The sequence below is a fragment of the Halomonas sp. LS-001 genome, from assembly GCF_052983955.1.
Genome location: NZ_CM129816.1, coordinates 703,467 through 721,299 on the forward strand (window position 1 = coordinate 703,467; position 17,833 = coordinate 721,299).

General features: G+C 52.4%; 16 protein-coding genes and 1 pseudogene. 8 read left to right on the forward strand and 9 right to left on the reverse strand.

Annotated elements, in window-relative coordinates:
- Positions 1 to 117: 117 nt before the first annotated feature.
- The gene (gene ltrA / locus ACU6TU_RS03035; RefSeq protein ID WP_447143117.1) at positions 118 to 1,506 is read left to right on the forward strand and encodes a group II intron reverse transcriptase/maturase; all 1,389 of its coding nucleotides are present in this window, start codon (positions 118 to 120) and stop codon (positions 1,504 to 1,506) included.
- A gap of 722 nt (positions 1,507 to 2,228) precedes the next feature.
- Here the strand turns inward: ltrA and ACU6TU_RS03040 are convergent.
- Both ACU6TU_RS03040 and ACU6TU_RS03045 read right to left on the reverse strand, forming a co-directional pair.
- On the reverse strand, positions 2,229 to 4,562 hold the full coding sequence (locus ACU6TU_RS03040) for a TOTE conflict system archaeo-eukaryotic primase domain-containing protein (RefSeq protein WP_447144166.1): 2,334 nt from the start codon (positions 4,560 to 4,562) through the stop codon (positions 2,229 to 2,231).
- 118 nt (positions 4,563 to 4,680) lie between these two features.
- Positions 4,681 to 5,070 (reverse strand): lysozyme inhibitor LprI family protein, encoded by a 390-nt coding sequence (locus ACU6TU_RS03045; protein WP_447143118.1) that lies wholly within the window; start codon positions 5,068 to 5,070, stop codon positions 4,681 to 4,683.
- 511 nt (positions 5,071 to 5,581) lie between these two features.
- Here ACU6TU_RS03045 and dctP point away from each other — a divergent pair.
- The 4 genes from dctP (at position 5,582) to ACU6TU_RS03065 (ending at position 9,302) form a co-directional block, all read left to right on the forward strand.
- On the forward strand, positions 5,582 to 6,625 hold the full coding sequence (gene dctP / locus ACU6TU_RS03050; RefSeq protein WP_447143119.1) for a TRAP transporter substrate-binding protein DctP: 1,044 nt from the start codon (positions 5,582 to 5,584) through the stop codon (positions 6,623 to 6,625).
- A 105-nt stretch (positions 6,626 to 6,730) separates the two neighbouring features.
- The gene (locus ACU6TU_RS03055) at positions 6,731 to 7,249 is read left to right on the forward strand and encodes a TRAP transporter small permease (RefSeq protein WP_447143120.1); all 519 of its coding nucleotides are present in this window, start codon (positions 6,731 to 6,733) and stop codon (positions 7,247 to 7,249) included.
- The gene (locus tag ACU6TU_RS03060; protein WP_447143121.1) at positions 7,249 to 8,526 is read left to right on the forward strand and encodes a TRAP transporter large permease; all 1,278 of its coding nucleotides are present in this window, start codon (positions 7,249 to 7,251) and stop codon (positions 8,524 to 8,526) included. The genes ACU6TU_RS03055 and ACU6TU_RS03060 overlap by 1 nt, the downstream gene beginning before the upstream one ends.
- 152 nt (positions 8,527 to 8,678) lie before the next feature.
- Positions 8,679 to 9,302 (forward strand): M15 family metallopeptidase, encoded by a 624-nt coding sequence (locus ACU6TU_RS03065; RefSeq protein WP_447143122.1) that lies wholly within the window; start codon positions 8,679 to 8,681, stop codon positions 9,300 to 9,302.
- Here ACU6TU_RS03065 and ACU6TU_RS03070 read toward each other — a convergent pair.
- Positions 9,299 to 10,222: a LysR family transcriptional regulator gene (locus ACU6TU_RS03070; RefSeq protein ID WP_447143123.1), complete on the reverse strand. Its 924-nt coding sequence runs from the start codon at positions 10,220 to 10,222 to the stop codon at positions 9,299 to 9,301. The genes ACU6TU_RS03065 and ACU6TU_RS03070 overlap by 4 nt on opposite strands.
- A 475-nt stretch (positions 10,223 to 10,697) precedes the next feature.
- On the opposite strand from ACU6TU_RS03070, the gene ACU6TU_RS03075 reads away from it, so the two are divergent.
- Together ACU6TU_RS03075 and ACU6TU_RS03080 are read left to right on the forward strand one after the other, a co-directional pair.
- Positions 10,698 to 11,639, forward strand: coding sequence for a metallophosphoesterase (locus ACU6TU_RS03075; protein WP_447143124.1), 942 nt, complete (start codon positions 10,698 to 10,700; stop codon positions 11,637 to 11,639).
- A 68-nt stretch (positions 11,640 to 11,707) separates the two neighbouring features.
- Positions 11,708 to 11,974, forward strand: a pseudogene (locus ACU6TU_RS03080) (transposase); the annotation flags it as partial.
- 429 nt (positions 11,975 to 12,403) lie between these two features.
- Here ACU6TU_RS03080 and ACU6TU_RS03085 read toward each other — a convergent pair.
- The 6 genes from ACU6TU_RS03085 to ACU6TU_RS03110 all read right to left on the reverse strand — a co-directional run bounded on the left by ACU6TU_RS03085 (position 12,404) and on the right by ACU6TU_RS03110 (position 16,951).
- Positions 12,404 to 12,916: an opioid growth factor receptor-related protein gene (locus ACU6TU_RS03085; RefSeq protein ID WP_447143125.1), complete on the reverse strand. Its 513-nt coding sequence runs from the start codon at positions 12,914 to 12,916 to the stop codon at positions 12,404 to 12,406.
- Complete coding sequence (locus tag ACU6TU_RS03090) at positions 12,916 to 13,227, reverse strand: hypothetical protein (protein ID WP_447143126.1); 312 nt, start codon at positions 13,225 to 13,227, stop codon at positions 12,916 to 12,918. The genes ACU6TU_RS03085 and ACU6TU_RS03090 overlap by 1 nt, the downstream gene beginning before the upstream one ends.
- A gap of 448 nt (positions 13,228 to 13,675) precedes the next feature.
- Positions 13,676 to 14,698, reverse strand: coding sequence for a helix-turn-helix transcriptional regulator (locus tag ACU6TU_RS03095; RefSeq protein ID WP_447143127.1), 1,023 nt, complete (start codon positions 14,696 to 14,698; stop codon positions 13,676 to 13,678).
- A gap of 57 nt (positions 14,699 to 14,755) precedes the next feature.
- Positions 14,756 to 15,382 (reverse strand): DUF2201 family putative metallopeptidase, encoded by a 627-nt coding sequence (locus ACU6TU_RS03100; RefSeq protein WP_447143128.1) that lies wholly within the window; start codon positions 15,380 to 15,382, stop codon positions 14,756 to 14,758.
- A 136-nt stretch (positions 15,383 to 15,518) separates the two neighbouring features.
- On the reverse strand, positions 15,519 to 15,668 hold the full coding sequence (gene arfA, locus ACU6TU_RS03105; RefSeq protein ID WP_447143129.1) for an alternative ribosome rescue factor ArfA: 150 nt from the start codon (positions 15,666 to 15,668) through the stop codon (positions 15,519 to 15,521).
- Positions 15,669 to 15,706: 38 nt separating this feature from the next.
- The gene (locus ACU6TU_RS03110) at positions 15,707 to 16,951 is read right to left on the reverse strand and encodes a PcfJ domain-containing protein (RefSeq protein WP_447143130.1); all 1,245 of its coding nucleotides are present in this window, start codon (positions 16,949 to 16,951) and stop codon (positions 15,707 to 15,709) included.
- A 160-nt stretch (positions 16,952 to 17,111) separates the two neighbouring features.
- On the opposite strand from ACU6TU_RS03110, the gene ACU6TU_RS03115 reads away from it, so the two are divergent.
- A complete protein-coding gene (locus ACU6TU_RS03115; RefSeq protein ID WP_447143131.1) occupies positions 17,112 to 17,654 on the forward strand; it encodes a hypothetical protein in 543 nt (180 codons plus the stop codon).
- The last annotated feature ends 179 nt before the right edge of the window (positions 17,655 to 17,833 follow it).

Genomic DNA, 17,833 nt, shown 5'->3' on the forward strand with positions numbered 1-17,833 from the left:
GGCGACGGGATGGGCCACTAGATGTCAGCAGAGGCCATAGTAAGTGCCGGTTCACCGCGGCACCAAGTGCCGAACATGAAGAACCGCGAGTAGGCGATAACGTCTCGAGGATCGATCATGAAGACAGAAACCGACGCTAATACCGTCACTCACCCAGAGGGGCAGGGGCAGTACCCCGAGTCACAGCCGGTGAGCGTCGAGACGAGCCCGGCGTCGCTATCGTGGACGAAAGCGGAGTCAGCCTCGCTCATGGAACGGGTCGTTGACCCGGGCAACATGCAACGAGCTTACCGTAAAGTGGTGGCTAACAAAGGCGCGCCGGGTGTCGACGGCATGACGGTGCATCAGTTAGCGGGCCACCTAAAGCAGTACTGGCCAACGCTGCGCGAGCGGCTGTTGGCTGGAGAGTACCACCCTAGCCCGATCCGAGCCGTCGAGATTCCCAAACCGAAAGGTGGGACGCGACAGCTCGGTATTCCTACGGTTACCGACCGGCTGATCCAGCAGGCGCTGCTTCAGGTGCTGACGCCGATCTTCGATCCGACGTTCTCCGCGTCGAGTTACGGCTACCGCCCCAAACGCAGCGCCAAGCAGGCCGTCTCAGCCATGAAGGCCCATGTCACCGCCGGCCACCGCTGGGTAGTCGACCTTGATCTGGAAGCCTTCTTCGACCGAGTCAACCACGACCTGCTGATGGCACGAGTCGCGCGGCGCGTGGACGATAAACGCGTGCTGCGCCTGATTCGTCGCTATCTGGAAGCGGGCATGCTCCAGGACGGCTTGCCCATGCCACGACGGCTGGGGACGCCCCAAGGTGGGCCACTCAGCCCACTCATGGCGAACATCCTGCTGAATGACGTGGACAAGGAACTGGAACGCCGAGGCCATCGCTTCTGCCGCTACGCTGATGACGTCCAGGTGTACGTCAAAAGTCGACGGGCAGGCGAGCGCGTCATGGACAGCTTGAGTGAGTATCTCGAGAGCTCACTTCGGCTGACGGTCAATCGCACGAAAAGTACGGTGGATCGACCATGGAAACGCGGCTATCTGGGCTACACGCTGACCCGGCACAAGCGGCCGAAGCTGACGCTGGTCAAAGCCAGCTTGCAGCGCCTAATGCAGCGTGTCCGCGAGATCCTGAAGTGTGGGAGGGGGCGTCACATCCAACGGGTAATCGAAGGGTTGGGGCCAGTCCTACGAGGATGGGCCAACTACTTCAGCCTTGTTGATGTGAAACGCCCCTTGGAAGCGATGGATCAATGGATACGCCGCCGCTTACGGGGTCTGATCTGGCGGCAATGGAAGCGCCTGACGACCCGACGGCGGAAACTCCGAGGGCTAGGACTGGATGCGTACCGTGCTTGGAAATCGGCGGGCAACGGACGAGGTCCGTGGTGGAACGCCGGTGCCTCGCATATGAATCAGGCTCTGCCGAGAAAGTGGTTCAACAACCAAGGGCTGATCTCGGTACACGATACGGTAAGGTGGCTTAACCGTTCTTCATGAACCGCCGTGGTACGGAACCGTATGCCCGGTGGTGTGAGAGGACAGGGGAGGCAACTCCCCTTCCTACTCGATACAAAACCTAATTTTCGCGTTTTAACTTATGTTCTCAACCGCAAGGAAGAGGGCGAGTTTCTCTGGAGGGAGTGACTCGCCAATCTGCATCGCACAGTGGCTCTGGACGGAAACTTTTCCACCGATTACTTATTAATGATCGCAACGCAGCCCTTATATCGAATCTACCAATTACATGCTTCACGTAATGGCATGATGGCTTCTTCCAGACCGCTGATTGGGAATTGCGTGGTAATAGGTGATTCTCCGTACGGGGTAGCTTGCACGGTAAGTGGCGAAAGCCAAGCCTTCTTTCATATACCTTTCGATGGTGCTATCGAGCATCAGTTCAAATGCTGCGGGTTCCCTACATACGGGTAGGCTCCTTTCACTACCTTGTTAGTGCAGAATGATAACTTGGTCGGAACATGTGTCACTTTTAAAGCCATAGCTGTCGAAGTCCTTGTGTTCCATGAAACAACTCGCGGTTTGTAGTGGTCACTTCTGCTAGATAAGGCCAAGCCTCACGATAGATGTGATCTATGGATGAGCGGAATCTGATGGAGTATTGGCACCTCGTGGTCTTCGACATCAAGCTTGAGCAATTTGATGCAGTCACCAAGGCATCGCTTGAGTAGTTGTCCTGGGCCTAACTTTGCCCTCAACGTCTTCTAAAGCAGCTTGTTTTGCCCTGAAGCGGTAAACTGATATCCCATGGCTTTGTAGCCTTTCTCGCGTTTTCGGTACATGCGTTCAAGCATTGGCAGTCCACTATCCAAGTAGTCATAGACAGTAACTTCTTGCTTGCCTTCAACTGCTCTATGAATCCTGCCAGCGTATTGTGACAGCGTTCCCTTCCAGGCGATGGGCAGAGCTAAAAACAGCGTGTCTAAACGAGGCAAGTCAAACCCTTCTCCGATGTATTTACCAGTTGCAACGATAACCTGAGCCTTATGTAACTGCGCTTCCGCCGCATGACGTTCTCTGACGCGCATTCCCCCACGCAACACAACTGACGATATGGCTTCAGCGGCCAGCAGTGCTGCCAGTGTCTCAGCGTGCTCGCGTCGTTCTGTCAGGATAAGACAGTTTGCTTGGTTGCGTACACAGCTTGCTACATCCTGAGTAATGTCCTGATTCCGGGCATTGTTCTGTGCAAGCCAACGGTAAACTGAGGCTATATGGGGGCGTTCACGAGACTGACAGATATCGGTAGGTGGAATTTCATGACGCTCCCGAACGATGACACGCTGAACAAACTGGGCGCTGTGTTCCGCCCGAACTTTGTGTCGAACGGGCCCTGCAACCATCAACATGATCTTTTGGTGCCCATCCTGGCGGTCAGGCGTTGCAGTCAGGCCGACGACATAGCGAGCGCTGACTTCGTTAAGAAGCATCTCGTAGCGGGGGGCTGAGATATGGTGGCATTCATCAATGATGATTTGCCCATATTCTTTAACCAGGTCGGATACCGTATTGTCTTTCTTATTGATCAGACTCTGGTAGGTGGCAACGTCGATCTGGCCGGTAGGTTTCTTTTTCCCACCGCTTATCACACCCACGGAGGCGCCCTCAATAAAGGTTTCTAGGCGCTCCTTCCATTGTCCTAATAACTGGCGACTGTGAGTGAGGATCAATGTGTTGACCTGTCGCTTGGCTATAAGGCCAATTGCCGTTACGGTTTTACCGAAAGCGGTCGGCGCATGAATTATTCCGGTATCGTGGTCGGCAAGTGTCTCCACAGCCTTATTCTGATCATCACGTAGCGTTGCTTTCAGACTGATGTCATTTAGAACCTGGCCGGGTAGTCTGCGGTCATCGATGTCTACCGTGATGCCCTGACCCAGCAACAATGCTTGGAGTTCATCAAAACAGCCTCTTGGTACCGAGAGATAACCTTGCTCGATTCGGGCACAGGATATGTAGCGAGGAATGCCATGCGTTGAGAAGCGAAGTGCCTGTGTTTTGAAAAAGACGGGATTGGAAAAGCTCGCCATGCGCTTAATTCGAGCAGCCAGTGTCCCCGGTATGTCTGACAACTTCACATAAAGGTGATTGGCCAGTAAGAGTGTCACATTGGCAGGGCATCCAGTTATTTTCTCTGTCTCAACGGGTAGCGCTTGCTCCCAAGGCAATGGAACGTCTGCAGTCGCATTGGCATCAGGCTTCCTGCCAACTTTTTCTGCGAGCTGAGCCGGTGAAAGAGACTCTTGTCGACTGAGCAATGCCCATTGATCCGGATAAGGAATCAAGTCATCGTCGACGAACACTGTACATCCGCGATTGCGCGCCCGGTATTGGAGCGGAAGGGCAATCAAATTGCCAAATCCACCAGCAGGTATCGTGTCCTGATTAGGGAATAACCGGTCATAGGAATTGAAGGACAAGCTCGGATGGTGGTCCATGGCTTTATCCAGCAACTTGAACCCCAACGTCCTCGCTGACCAAGCCGGAACAGCTTCCGAAAAGAATATCCACAGGTGGGCGCCCGCTCCAGACCGAGAAATCTCAACAAGACAAGGAATATCTTCATCACGACAAGCGTGCGCTAGCGCACGGACATCTGCTTTCCAGTTCTCTTTATCAAAATCGACTGCCAACAGATAGCAGGAGCTATCCGGTAGTAAAGGGTAAAGGCCAACCACCTGCTTGCCCGAAAGATGGTCGTATACTGCACTAAAGTCCAGGGGTTTGAATTGTCGGTGAGGACATTCCCCGCACTTGATCTTGGGTTTCTGACAGAGTCCTGGGGCCCATTCATTTTCACAGGCGACGGCATAGCCGGAGCGGCCACTGGAATTCTGCCAGCGAATCGCATAGATATCCTGCCTGCCACGAAAAAGCTTCCCGAACAGCTCGACTTTTTGATCGGGAGTTAGCTGCGGTACTGTGGGCTGATGCGCAAAATGTTGCAGCTCACGCTTCCGGGAAAGAAGGGCAGCCTTTTCTTTCTCAAGCTCTGATAGCTTCAGCTCAATATCAGCGAGTTCTTGATCTATTCGGATACCTACCTCGTGCTTGGTGCAGTCTCTTTATTTGATGATCTAGTTATCGCTTCAGTACAGCTGGCTTATAAGCATTAATTTATTGTCATGGCTGTAATGAGGACTGTTCGATGGAGCTTTAGGGATGCATTAGGTTTTCCAACTCATCTGCTCGTTTGGTGGTTTCGCTGAGCAAGCATGAATTGGCGTTGATGCGTGCCATTGTTCCCCCTTCCGGGTCAGCATAGAAACTGCAATTGGCTTCCTTGTAGGTAATCCATGCGCGTTGGGCGGTAAGTAACTGTTCGCGCCGTTCACTGCTCAACTGGCTACGAAGCTGCTGGTAATTGTTATTGAGCCGCTGATCCTGACGCTCATATTCGTTAGATATACAGGTGACTATATCGAGGGTGCTAACCGCTTTCTGCATGCATGCTTCATACGATGGTGAATACTCGCTACCGTAAGCGACAGCGCTAACCAGAAGAGTAGCGATGAGGATGGGGCGGTGGATATATGAACGTTGCATAGCGCTATTTCTCTCATTGATGGAGTGTGCTTATAGTGAGAGGAGAGCGTTGTTGTGAATAGACGCCTTATTAAGGGTTGGTGAACGCTCTCTTTTGTACTGACTCTTGCCTAAAAAAAGACCCTTTATCTTGAGAAAAACTTGGCTTGAGTTAAGTCAGATTAGCTGCTTGAGTGGTGATTGAACAAGCCCTACCACAGTCGTGCTCAGGCCAAGTTTGGGTTTTCACCGATAATTCCAGATTCAGGCCTTGAAAAGCTCTTTTTAACTGAAAGCGGCTCCCATGGTTTGAACTGATGGTATAAGGTGTTGCATTAAAAGCAACGCATTGAGTATTGTATTGTCAACACAGCAACCTCTAGGCTGCTAATGAAGCCGAAAAATAAGGCGCTTGGTAGTTTTCAATAACCAGTGCAACTTGGCCCAGAAGCATGCATTACATAAAAAAAGTAATCCAATTAAGCATAACGCCAATCAATTCATGGCGTTAAAGAGGACACAGGAGATCATGATGACAACACCTAATTTCCCCCGCGTTTCGATTAAAGCACTGGCTGCAGCATGTCTAACCGGTAGCGTCTTAATGGCTAGCCAAGCCATGGCACAAACCACCATCAATCTAGGTTATAACGGCGCACCAGACCCGGATAAAAACGCGGTGCATGTATTTGCAGAAAACTTAAAAAATTTAGTAGAAGAAAAAACCGACGGTGAGATTCAGCTTAAGCTTTACCCCAACAGTATGTTGGGGGAAGAGCAAGAGCGTATGGAGCAAACCATGAGTTCGCCCATGCTAAACGTGGCTTCCTTTGCAGGCGTGTCGCCCATCGCAGACGAAATTTTTGTGAGTGCCATTCCGTTTTTATTCGATGACTTCGATGCAGCTCGCCGCTTCTTTGATGAAGGAAGCTACTGGCAAGACGTTGAGAATGTAGTGAAAGAACGCTCAGGCATTGAAATGTTGGCGGTGGTTGAAGAGGGCGGTTTCCTGGCCTTTACCAACAACAAACAGCCCATTACCCACCCTGACGACTTTGAAGGCTTACGCTTCAGGGCGATGGACCCAAGCCAAGTTGCCCTTTATGAAGCGTTTGGTGCATCCGGTACGCCCATTCCCTGGACCGAAGTCTATATGGCGCTACGCACCGGGGTAGCTGATGGGCAAATGAACCCACCCATGTACATTATTTTGGGCAGTCTTCATGAAGTGCAGGATTACCTAACGCTTGCCAACATCCAGTACTCCAACCAGTTCCTGGTTGGCAACGGCCAGATGATAGAGAGCTGGGAAGAAGAGACCCGCAACGCTTTTATGGAAGCGGTCGCAGAAGCGAACCAGCAGGCGCGTGAGCATAACGAATCTCAAGTAGAAGAGCGCATTGCCTATCTGGAAGAGCAGGGTATGGAAGTGATTCGCCCCTCTGAAGAGGACCTGACTGCCTTTAGAGAGATTGGCCAACCCGCTTATCTTGAGTGGCTCAGCGACCGTGGTATTGAACACCAGTGGATTGAAACGGCGCTGGAAGATGCAGGCATGAGCGAGCTGCTTAACTAACGGCTATACGCTACGTCTTAAGCTCTGAGTTACGATCATCACGTTAAAAGGGTCGGTACATACCGACCCTTCTCATCGCCTATTTACCTTGCGGATAAGACTCTCATGCACGCGCTTCAAAATCGCATGCTGGCGATCACTCGCCCGCTTTCCCTTACAGTGGGTGCTGCCCTCTTGTTGTCCAATCTAGGCATCATTCTTTATGGCGTATTTATGCGCTATTTCGTTGGCGGAGCCCCGATATGGACCGATGAGCTCTCACGGTTTTTAATCATTGGCACGGTATTGATAGCAGCAGGGGCTGTATGGGTAGAAGGCAGCCACATGCGTGTGGCGCTTATTGAACGTCTACTACCAGCGCCACTGGCGCGACTGCTGAACATCTACCAATGGCTGCTTACACTTGGACTTGCCGTTGGTGGTGCCTGGGTGAGTTACCACTATGCGCAGTCGGTGGGTATGTTCACCACGTCTGGCTTAGGCATTAGCCGAACCATTCCACTCATGTCTATGCCCATCGGATTTACCTTGCTGGCATGGCACGTTTTTTGGCACGGCCCAGCCCCGCTGCCAGTGCTCACTGAACAAAGCCCACCAAAAGAGCATAACGAGGAGCGCCCCTAATGATTGTTACCATGCTTGGCGTATTTCTCGTTCATGTATTGCTCGGTTTACCGCTCTTTATTGCGCTGCTAACCACCGCTGTGGTTGGTTTTATGTTTGTTGACCTCTCAATGATTCCGCGCATGATGCCACAACAGTTTTTTGGCGGAATTAACGCTTTCTCTCTGATGGCGATACCATTGTTTATTCTTGCCGGTAACCTAATGAACGTGAGCGGCCTTACCGAACGTCTAATGGGCCTGGCGCGCTTACTGGTAGGGCATATGCGCGGTGGGATGGGTCATGTGAACGTGGTTTCCAGCGTCTTTTTTGCAGGCGTTAACGGCTCTGCCGTGGCGGATACCTCCGCGCTTGGCTCTCTGTTGGTGCCCGCCATGGAAAAAGAGGGCTACTCCCGCGCGTTTGCTGCTGGGCTAACGGCCGGTAGCTCGCTTATCGGCCCGATTATTCCCCCCAGCATCTTCATGATTTTGTACGCCTCTTTAACTAATACCTCAGTAGGTGACCTGTTCTTGGCGGGGGTCATTCCTGGCTTGCTGTTAGGCACGGCGTTTATGGGCATGAACGCGTGGTACGCCTGGAAAAAACGTATGCCTAAAAGCGGCCAGCTACCCAGCGCAAAAGCCTTATTTATTGCCACCATCGTGGCGCTGCCGGCGTTAATTGCACCAGTGATTATTGTCGCGGGCATTGTGCTGGGCGTGGTGACGCCGACTGAATCTGGCGCACTCACTGCGCTATACGTAGCCCTGTGCGGCGTTGTATTAGGTGGGTTAAAGCTCCCTCAATGCTGGCAAGCCCTTAAAGACACCACGCGTTTAACCTCCGCCATTTTTTTGATTATGGCGGCCTCGGCCACCATTAGTTGGTTGCTTTCCTATGCTCAAGTGCCTCAGCAATTTGTCACCTTACTGGCCCCTTATACCGATAGCCCGGTAATCATTCTATTGCTGCTCAGCGCGATTACTTTCATGACGGGCATGTTTATGGAAGAGGTTTCCGCGCTGATGCTGCTTACGCCGATCTTTGCGCCGGTGGCCATGATGGCAGGTATCGACCCTGTGCATTTGGGGGTGATTATAACGCTCAATATCACCATCGCACTGATCACACCGCCCATGGGCGCCTGCGTTTTTGTAGCTGCGGCGGTGAGTCGCATCGAAATAGTCTCGCTGTTTAAAACCATTTGGCCGTTTGTACTCACCGCTATTGCGGTACTACTGCTGCTGATTTTCTTCCCATCACTAACGCTACTGCTGCCCCAAGCCCTTGGATAATGAAGATGCCCACTATTTCCGCAACCTCAGCAAAGACGGCCTTAGCGTCTATACCCAGCTTGCCCCCGCCAGAGTGGCCAACCGTTAGCCGCATTGCTATTCAAGAGTGTCAAGAACGCCTGTTGCCCATAAGTTTAGCGCCAGCACCCATCATGGTCTTCCCCGCATATCAGCGCTTGGGTATTCCTGGCGCTATTCCTGAGTGTTTTGTACGTGAAGGTGTTTACCTTGCTTTGCTGGCGGCGGCGAGGAGTCTACCGGAAGGGATTAAACTATTAGTGTTAGATGGCTGGCGGCCATGGCGGGTCCAGCAATACCTGTTTGACACACTGTACGACGCGATTAAGCACCGCTACCCCAAAGCCACAGAAGAGGAATTGCTCACTCGTACCCGTGAGTTCGTTTCGCTTCCCAGCCGAGACCCACGTGCTCCCAGCCCCCATCTAACGGGAGGCGCCGTGGATGTCACTCTATGCAATGTTGATGGCATACCGCTGGATATGGGTACGCTGTTTGATGAAGCGGTTGCTGCCTCACATACGAACCACTTTGAGCAATTCAGCGAGCTTACTCAAACCCAGCAGCGTGTGAGAGATAATCGCCGCTTGCTTTACCATGCAATGCATCGGCAAGGCTTCACCAATCTACCCAGCGAATGGTGGCACTTTGATTTTGGCGATCAGTTATGGGCTCACTACGGCGGGCATAGTGCCGCGTGTTATGGTCAAGCCGAACTTGACACCATTGAAAATCGCTGGCGTAGGCAGATTGGTTAACACAGCCTGGGCGCATCGGCAGAGAAAAAACGCATGCCGGTGCGTAAATGCTCCACGCAGGTCGTCGCAGCAACTGTCAGTTGGCGGCCTTCTAAACTTACAATCTGTGCCCTAGCACTGCTCATTATCGGGTAAGCCATAGGTAGGGCCACTATCTCACCACGATGAATTTCATCAGCCACAGTAAGTTCGGGCATGAAAGTGACGCCAATGCCCGATCGTACAAAATTTTTCAGCACCGCTACCGAGTTGGTATGCAAACGCGCATCCAGGTAACGGCGTTCCTGGTGCGCCACCATATTGACCATCTGGCGCATCCCAAACGGATTATCCATTAACGCCAAAGGCCACTGCTCAATATCGCCTAAGCTAGCCGGGCGAGACAGAATGCTTAGCGCATGCCCTGGCGGCACTATCAAATCTAATGGCTGGCGTGTTTCCACATGGCAATGAATCTGAGGGTCGAACGGAGGGGCATACAGTAACGCAAGGTCCACCTCCATTTCTTTCACCAGCGTCATGGCCTCGTTAACGCCCGCCATACGGATCTCCACATTGATGCCGGAAAAACGCGACATAAACGACTCCAAAGGCGCGGCGATTAAATCGGAAATAAAGCCTTCTCCCACAGCAATACGCACCTCGCCTTGGACCATTTCCTGAATCGCCATAAGCTGAGAAAGCACTGCTTCTTCAGACAGGCGCTGTGCATGGTAATGCTTAATCAACAGCTTTCCCGCTTCGGTAGCTCGCATACCGCTTCCGTGGCGTTCGCACACAAGAACCCCCAGCTCCTCTTCTAAGGTTTTTAGCTGGCGGCTAATTGCCGAAGGATCCACATTAATATGTGCTGCTGCACGTCGTAGCGAACCACGGCGGACCACTTCATTTAGGTACGAAAGTGCGCGTTGGTTAAGCATCAGTGATTGTTCATTCTGCTGGGCCGCCTGCAATGGCGTGTGTTATTCAGGATGAGCGAGGCGCGAAAGCAGTCCCGCATAACGTGATATTTATGTATATGATGTGGTTCATGACATGACAAGCGAGGATTCAAAAAAATATGTGGCATAATTAACAAATAATCCAAGCCAAGGTGTAAAAGTTCACAGGCACGTCACTATTGCACGATGACAGGCTTCATACTGTGTTTATCGCAGTAATAACGCAATTTATCATTCTCATGCTTAAAAGGGTGTCTGGAAAACTGTTGCCAGATCATATCGTGATGGCGGCTATCGCCAAGGGGAAATGATCTATCTCTGGCAATAGCATAATTAAGCGCATCAACTGGCTATTGGGTGACCGCTATTTGCCCAGCTCGGTCTCATTGCAGATCGACAATCAAAACGTCGTCTGCGATGGACTTGAACACATGAGAAGTCAAGCAGGAGCAATATGTACGATATTATCGGTGACATCCATGGCTACGCTACCCCGCTCAAGCACCTGCTAACCCGGCTGGGTTACACAGAACGAAATGGCGTATGGCAGCACCCCGAACGGCAAGTCATCTTTCTGGGTGACTTTATCGATCGTGGGCCAGAGCAAATGGAAACTGTTAATATCGCCCGGACAATGGTCGAGGCAGGTCGGGCTATGGCAGTGATGGGCAATCACGAATTCAATGCTGTGGCCTGGGCGACAGAAAATCCCGAAACACCCGGTGTTTTCCTTCGAGCCCACAGTGAGAAAAACCGCAACCAACATCAGGCATTTCTCGACCAGGTTGGTGAAGATTCCAGGCAACACTGCGATATGATCAATTGGTTTCGTACATTGCCATTGTATCTAGAGCTTGAGGGGCTGCGGGTTATTCATGCCTGCTGGCATCCGTTGTCGTTAGAAGTCCTGAATGACTATACAGATACGCAGCAGCGCATCCTGAAAGCTGCCTGGCCCGAGTTATGTCGAAATGACACGGCGGCCTATGATGCGTTGGAAACAGCGGTCAAAGGATTGGAAATTCCGCTACCGGTCGGGGCAAAATTCTTCGATAAAGACGGCAACGCCCGCCATCATATTCGAACTCGATGGTGGGAATTGGAGTGTCGAAACTACCGCGACCTGGCGATGGTACCGACTGACGAGATTGAGTCGATTCCCTATGACCCGGTGCCGGAAGATATCTTACCGGGCTATAGTGGGGATAAGCCTTTATTTATCGGCCATTATTGGCTGACTGGCGAGCCTAAGCCTCTCAACCGCTACATTGCTTGTCTGGATTACAGCATTGCTGCTGACAATACGCAGAATACTGGCGGGGGCAAACTGTGCGCCTACCGTTGGAGCGGGGAACGCGAGTTGACGAGAGACCACTTCGTATGGGTGACCGACTGATTAGGTTTTGTACGAAAAGTCTTATCTGCTAACTTTACCTATGCAAAGGCAGCATAGGGGCAAAAAAGATCGGACGTTACGAAATCTCTGATGACGGATGGGCATTGATTGAAGATATCGTGTCGCCTCCTCAAACTATGGGCAGACCCAAGCGAGATGACAGAAAAATGCTCAATGGTATTTTCTGGGTGCTGTGCTCTGGCGCTAAATGGCGTGATTTACCCGAGCGATATGGTCCTTGATCGACGGTGTACGACCGGTTCCGAAAATGGCGCGATGACGGCACTTTTGACGTGGTTCTTGCCCGCTTGCAGCTCCAGTTACGTGAAGATGGAACGCATCTTTGGCTTTACCTTGCTCGATGTACAGTTCCGTACCGAAGACATCCATCCAGACTTCTTTCAACCGTGATAGAGCATTCCAATAGGCTTGGGCTGCTCCTTTTCCTTTATCATCGAATGCAAAACTCATAAATAAACCTTATAAATTAGTAGTGCGTCGGTAAGTAAATTCGGAATTGAGCGACTTTTTTTCACACATGAAATGAAGCGATTATTCCGAGAGGTGGCTTATTTGAGGCCGTTTACGATGGCTTTCATATCTTATGCTGTTAGTGTGCCTCAAACTGTTGATTCTGCCATTGCCGACGCATGGTCTATTTCAATCTTAAGATATCTTGCTGTGCTTTCCAGCGGCGTGTGGCTCAGTAGCCGTTTCACTGATTCCAAGTTGTTCGGCGAAGGCTTATCAAACTACACATGCAGTCATGTGGATGGTATTGCCTCTTGCCAATACTGAACAGACGTATCGGCTACCACGCCCTGCTGAGTACCAATCGCTATCACTGCTTGTTGAAATGTGCGAGCCAGATTGGGTTGGTGGCACAAGGCTAACGACCGAATTATCCGTGTGATGCGTAAATGGTTATGCCCCCCTGCTTTTAGCCAAATATGTGTTGGCATTGCCAGCGTTGGCTGAGCGGCGATGTCGCTCCCGTCCCAAGCGAGGCCAAAAAAAACGAGCATAACGTCTAGCGAGCGCTGCTGATGCTGACGCATAACATCGCTATCCGCAAAGGCGGCTTGCACCGCTGGGGTTAGCAAGGGTGCAAAGGCGTTAAAACGGCCTGCCTCAGGGATAGGGAACAGCCATTGAATATAATCGTGCGTATGTTCCAGCCAAAAGGGCGATAGCGCCCAAATATCCTCAAGATGCCTGTCTTTATGATCGCGGCCTTCGCCACAATAAAAATCTATCAAGCGTTGATCGTTATCCATTAGGTAGCACTCATCAGTGGTTCCATCGGGGCATATAGCGCCATTTCCCGCGCATGTCGTTCAGCATTTTCATCCTGATGCGCGTTAACGCCTTCTAACGCACGAAGGTAATAGCCGGGTAAGCCATACTCACGCGCCCCGGCGAGCACATGGCGCTTGTACCAGGTATATAGACGCAGACCGAGCGCGGTGAACGCCTGCATCTCAAATTGTCGGTCACTTGCTAGATCCGTGACGGTGAGCCACGTCTCGTTATACGCTTCTCCCAGCCCCTCATAGAGATCAAGCGTCGGCTTGTGATGAGACGCCACGTCCCAAATCACACCATAAACAGCGGATTGCGCTGAGGCAGGCACAATATCGCACTTACCTGAACCGCGTCACATCCGCGCTGATGAAATGCCAAGCGGTAGGCGGGTAACGATTACAAAACTCGTAGAAATGCGGGCCTAGCCATATTAGAGCCGTAAGCAAAATAGAGCATGGGTTCCATGTGATGTTGCAAAAATAAGTAGTAATAACGTTTTTTCCGCATGCGGAAAAACGTACGTCAGCTCGTGACTTCATATGGGTGACTGATTAAAAGTCGACTCTCCTGAATGCTCTTTTTCGGCGTAAATTGCAGCGAAAAAACAAAAGACTCAAGCAACCAGTGTGTGATGCCACCTATGGCTATGTGATCTGGTTCATTCATTGAGTGACATCTGTCTTAAGTGGTTGCTGGATGTGAGTCGTTGATTTTTATTTAGTAGTAGGCTTTTATTCATTAGACGGCGTTTCTCCGCGTTGAACGATGGCACGGGCAGCGGCATAAATCTCGGCTCGCCAGTTAGGTGGGGTGATGACTTCGACATTGGCGCCCATCCCCATCAACCACCACAGGGTTTGCTGGTCATCCGGCACCGTGGCTTCCAGGCGCTGCCAGTGGCTATTCGGCAAGGGGGACAACGTCTGCTCGTCGGCCAGAGGCGTTTCACCCAACAGCCATGCCACCTGAGGGGCAACATTGGCCACCAGAGTGACGGGGACTTTGCCCTGCAGATAGCCAAAGGCACCGCCGGCGATATAGGCATCCAGATCAAAGTCCGGCAGGGCGTACCAGTCGGCGTCGCTCGGTCGGGCGGCCTGAATACGGTGCAGGGCGAACTGGCGCAGATCACGATAGTCGTTCACGGTGGCCAACAGGTACGTCACACTATGACGGCTCACCAGGCCTTGAGGGTGCAGGGTGAACTGCTTATGGGTTTTCCTGGCGCGAGAGAGGTAATCCACCTCAATGGCCTTTTGCTCCAGCAAGGCCTGGGCGACAGTTTGCCAGGTGGATTCGTCAAACTCGGCCGGGATCAAGGCCTTGCCGTTGGGAATAGCCCTGACCTTGCGCGCCCACTGGCTCAGGCCGTTGGCACCCAGGCTATCCAGCAGGCGCCTGGCATCGGTGAACTGGGGGGATAGCTGGCCGACCACCACTGGTGGTAATAAGCCCTTGAGGTACTCTTCAGCGAGCACCAGCGTCAAGGCGCTGGGCGTATCCAGCGCGGGCAGGTGACAATGAAAATCACGGTCGAAATACCACTGGTAGGGTTTCTGGTCGTCATCACAGGTCAGCGGGAAATGCAGTGATAAACGATCCCGCAGGTCGCGCTGCAATGAGCGGGTATCAATCTGGAACCCGCGCTGTTCAAGTTTGGCCTTGAGTACCGGCGTTGAAATACGCCCGGGTGCCCGGGGTATCAACTGCAACAGCGCAAGATAGCGGAATAGAGTGTCGCGGAAATCAGACATGGGACGTCCTGTCCTGGCAAAAGGTTAATAAAAGCAACATGGCGAAGTATCCTGAGTCTAGCGCGTTGCGCAGAAGTCGGCGACCCTCTCAGGCAAGGCAGGTGATTCACGAATGGCCACGTGGGCCAGGCGTCGCCACAAGGCGATCATTCCCGGGTCAGGTAAACAGGCAGGATCATGCGCCCAGAGGGCAGCGGGATGGATATCCATGGAGCCTTCGTCATCCAGCCTGGGGTGAGCGGACAACCACTCATAGACCCGTGGGGCTGGTAAACCGAAGCAGATCGGGAAAATTAAAGCTTGATCAGGAAGGGAAAGGCCCAGTGCCAGCAGCAGACAGTTGACTTCATGATCGCAGGCCAGGTGCCAGCGTTTGGGGGAGGACACCAGCGGAGCGGCCAGGTGGCCGGCCACGCAGTGCCAAATCAAATGCGCTTGCAGGAATACACGTTCTTCATCCGTGAGACTTGCGCTTAGCGTCGGTGAAAAATACAGGTAGCGCCCATCCGTGCTGGCGAAATGCGCCTGATCGTCATCGGTGGGTGTGAGCGTCAGAAACTGGCTCATCCAGCCCATGACGGGCAGGGTGGTTTCCCAGCGTTCACGATCCTGCTGCCACTTGCTCAGCTCCTGCTGTGCCAGCGGTGACAGTGAAGAAAAATGCAAATCGACTGAAGCTGTCATCGTCTCGCCTCCCTGATAGATGGTCAGGCAAGCTTACGATGCGGGTACGACAAATCATGTCGGAAACGGGTAAACGCGTCTTAAAAATAATGGCGAAGCAGACATACACAGCCAAAAGAGCAAACCACAACTCGCCTTAAGCGGCTCTGGATTGCTCTCTTGGCATCTCGCGCTTGCGGGAGTAACTGCCTTTGCCTTTCTTGGCCTTGACGACGCGCTGACGAAATAGTGGTGTTCGTAATGCCGCATGCTGGGCATTATGCAACGAGTGCTTCTTTTTACTCATAACGACTGACTCCTGAAAAGGTATTCATAACTGCCTGCTTATTGGTTTTCCAGCCACGCCAGAATCACGGTTTGTGCCTGGGTAGAAGGGATGGCGTTGCGCGGCCCACGCGCCTGGCTAACAACCCAGCGCTGGCCCTGCCGCGTGATCGCCAAAGTCACATTGTGCGGGTCGCCCAGGTGGTAAATGGCAAGATGACCGATAGCCACCAGGCGATCATAACTGCCGACACAGTGCGACATCTGCTGGCCTTCATTCAGCAGCCCCTGCCATGAAGTAACGGGTACGATAACATCGTTGCCCGGCAAGGGCGGCGCAGGGTAATCACCGTGACGCCGCTGAAGATGGGTGGCACTGAGATGGCCATTGTTGCCTCTGAGTCGCGCATTAAAGCGTTCCACCAGGCGATCATGCAATGCCTGCAACTGTGCAGGAGTAGTGACCTGCTGGAGTGTCTGAAGGTTCCCGTCAGGTAGCATCTGTAAGGTATCCGTCAGCATACGGTGCAGCCAAGTTGATCTACCCGAAACAGGCTCTGCGTCAGGGGCTTCAGGGGCAAAAAGGGCCTCATCGATCAGCCTGGGCAATCCGGGCCAACGTTCTCTTTCATAGCGCGCCAGAAAACTCAGATGCACCACGCTTGGGCGATCATGGTGGCCCAACAGACGAACATCTTCCGCCCGATGAAGGGTGCGCATGAGCTCCTGCAGTTCGCGCCGCCCCATGAGTGCCAGACGGCAGCGACGTAACAACCGGGCGACGGCTGGTGAGGCGGGCAAGCCAACAGCGGCGCATTGAAGGGTCTGCTTTTGTGACAGCAAGTGCGTGAAGTGCTCGGCTGTCCATTCCTGCTGCACGCCGGTATCCACCAGCAGGATCAACAGCAGGGGAGAAGACACAACGAGTTCTCGGGCGCTGGGTAACTGGCCACACACCTGCGCGAGCTCCAATCCCAGAAAAGGCGCCGCCTGAATGACGGCCCGGACGTCATCGGGAAGGTCGGCCATCAGGGCGGTTTCATGGGTAGCGGCCAGCATATCCCAACGGATGCCGGCGGGGGCAAGGAAGTCACCCTGCGCGATCCGTTCACCATTGGAATAGCTTTCCCAGGCAAAGGGGGTAGGCGACTGCCAGGGTGAAATATACAGAATAAGCGGGTACCCAACCGCTGCCTGGAAATCGAACGCAATACACCCGTCAACGACACCCGCCTGTTCGCTCTCAGCTCCCTGTATCATCTGATGAAAGTAGCGGGTCACTGTATCAACAACATTCGCTAACATGGCAACCTCCGGTACTGGGTGCGGAAAATGAAACAGGCAGGAAAACGAGATGGTAGCCAATAACGCGACATTATATGTCGCAACCAAGCGATAAATTGAAAGAAAATCCTAAAAAGCCGAGATCAAACACTGTCATCCATCATTAAAGGTGCCAATGATCATGTCGTTAGAACCACCGGCGGTACATCACTCGCCTGCATCCCTGACATCACCATTGTCAGCGGTTATTGCCCAATGGATCGACAAAACGAATCAAGCCTTTGCACCGCAGCGTCTAGGTTGCCGCAAGTGGCAAGTGCCATTCGCCGGGTACTTCTCTGAACGCTTTCTTGACCAATGTCATTACGTCATCGTTCCCGAGATCCCACTGCCTGATGAAGCGTTCCTCCGGGCTGCTGGCCTTGGGCCAGACTTCTCGAACCAGGTGGCTGGCCTGACGCTGGACAATACCTATTACCTGCTTCCCTCAGTCGCCGAGGCGCTGAATGTGCATTTTCATGAACTGGTCCACGTGGCACAGTGGCAACATCTGGGAGTGACGGGCTTTGTGTCCCGTTATCTGCACGAATGGCGCGCCTATGAGTACCGTGAAATGCCGCTGGAACGCATGGCGTATACGCTTGAAGCACAGTTTCTTGAGGGTGGGCCCAAGATAGATGCACCTGAGTACGTGCGACAACTTCTATCTTCAGGCGCGTTTTAATGCTGAGATTCCCATACTCGTATTGCGCAAATGCCACGATGGTTGGCTCATCACTTATAAGAGAGAAAGGTGAGAATTATGTTTTAATTTTATAATGAGTGGGTAAGATAAAAAGCATAGCAATTATATTGAGAGTTGATTTATTCGCTAATGAATACGCATAACTTTAAAGGATTTTT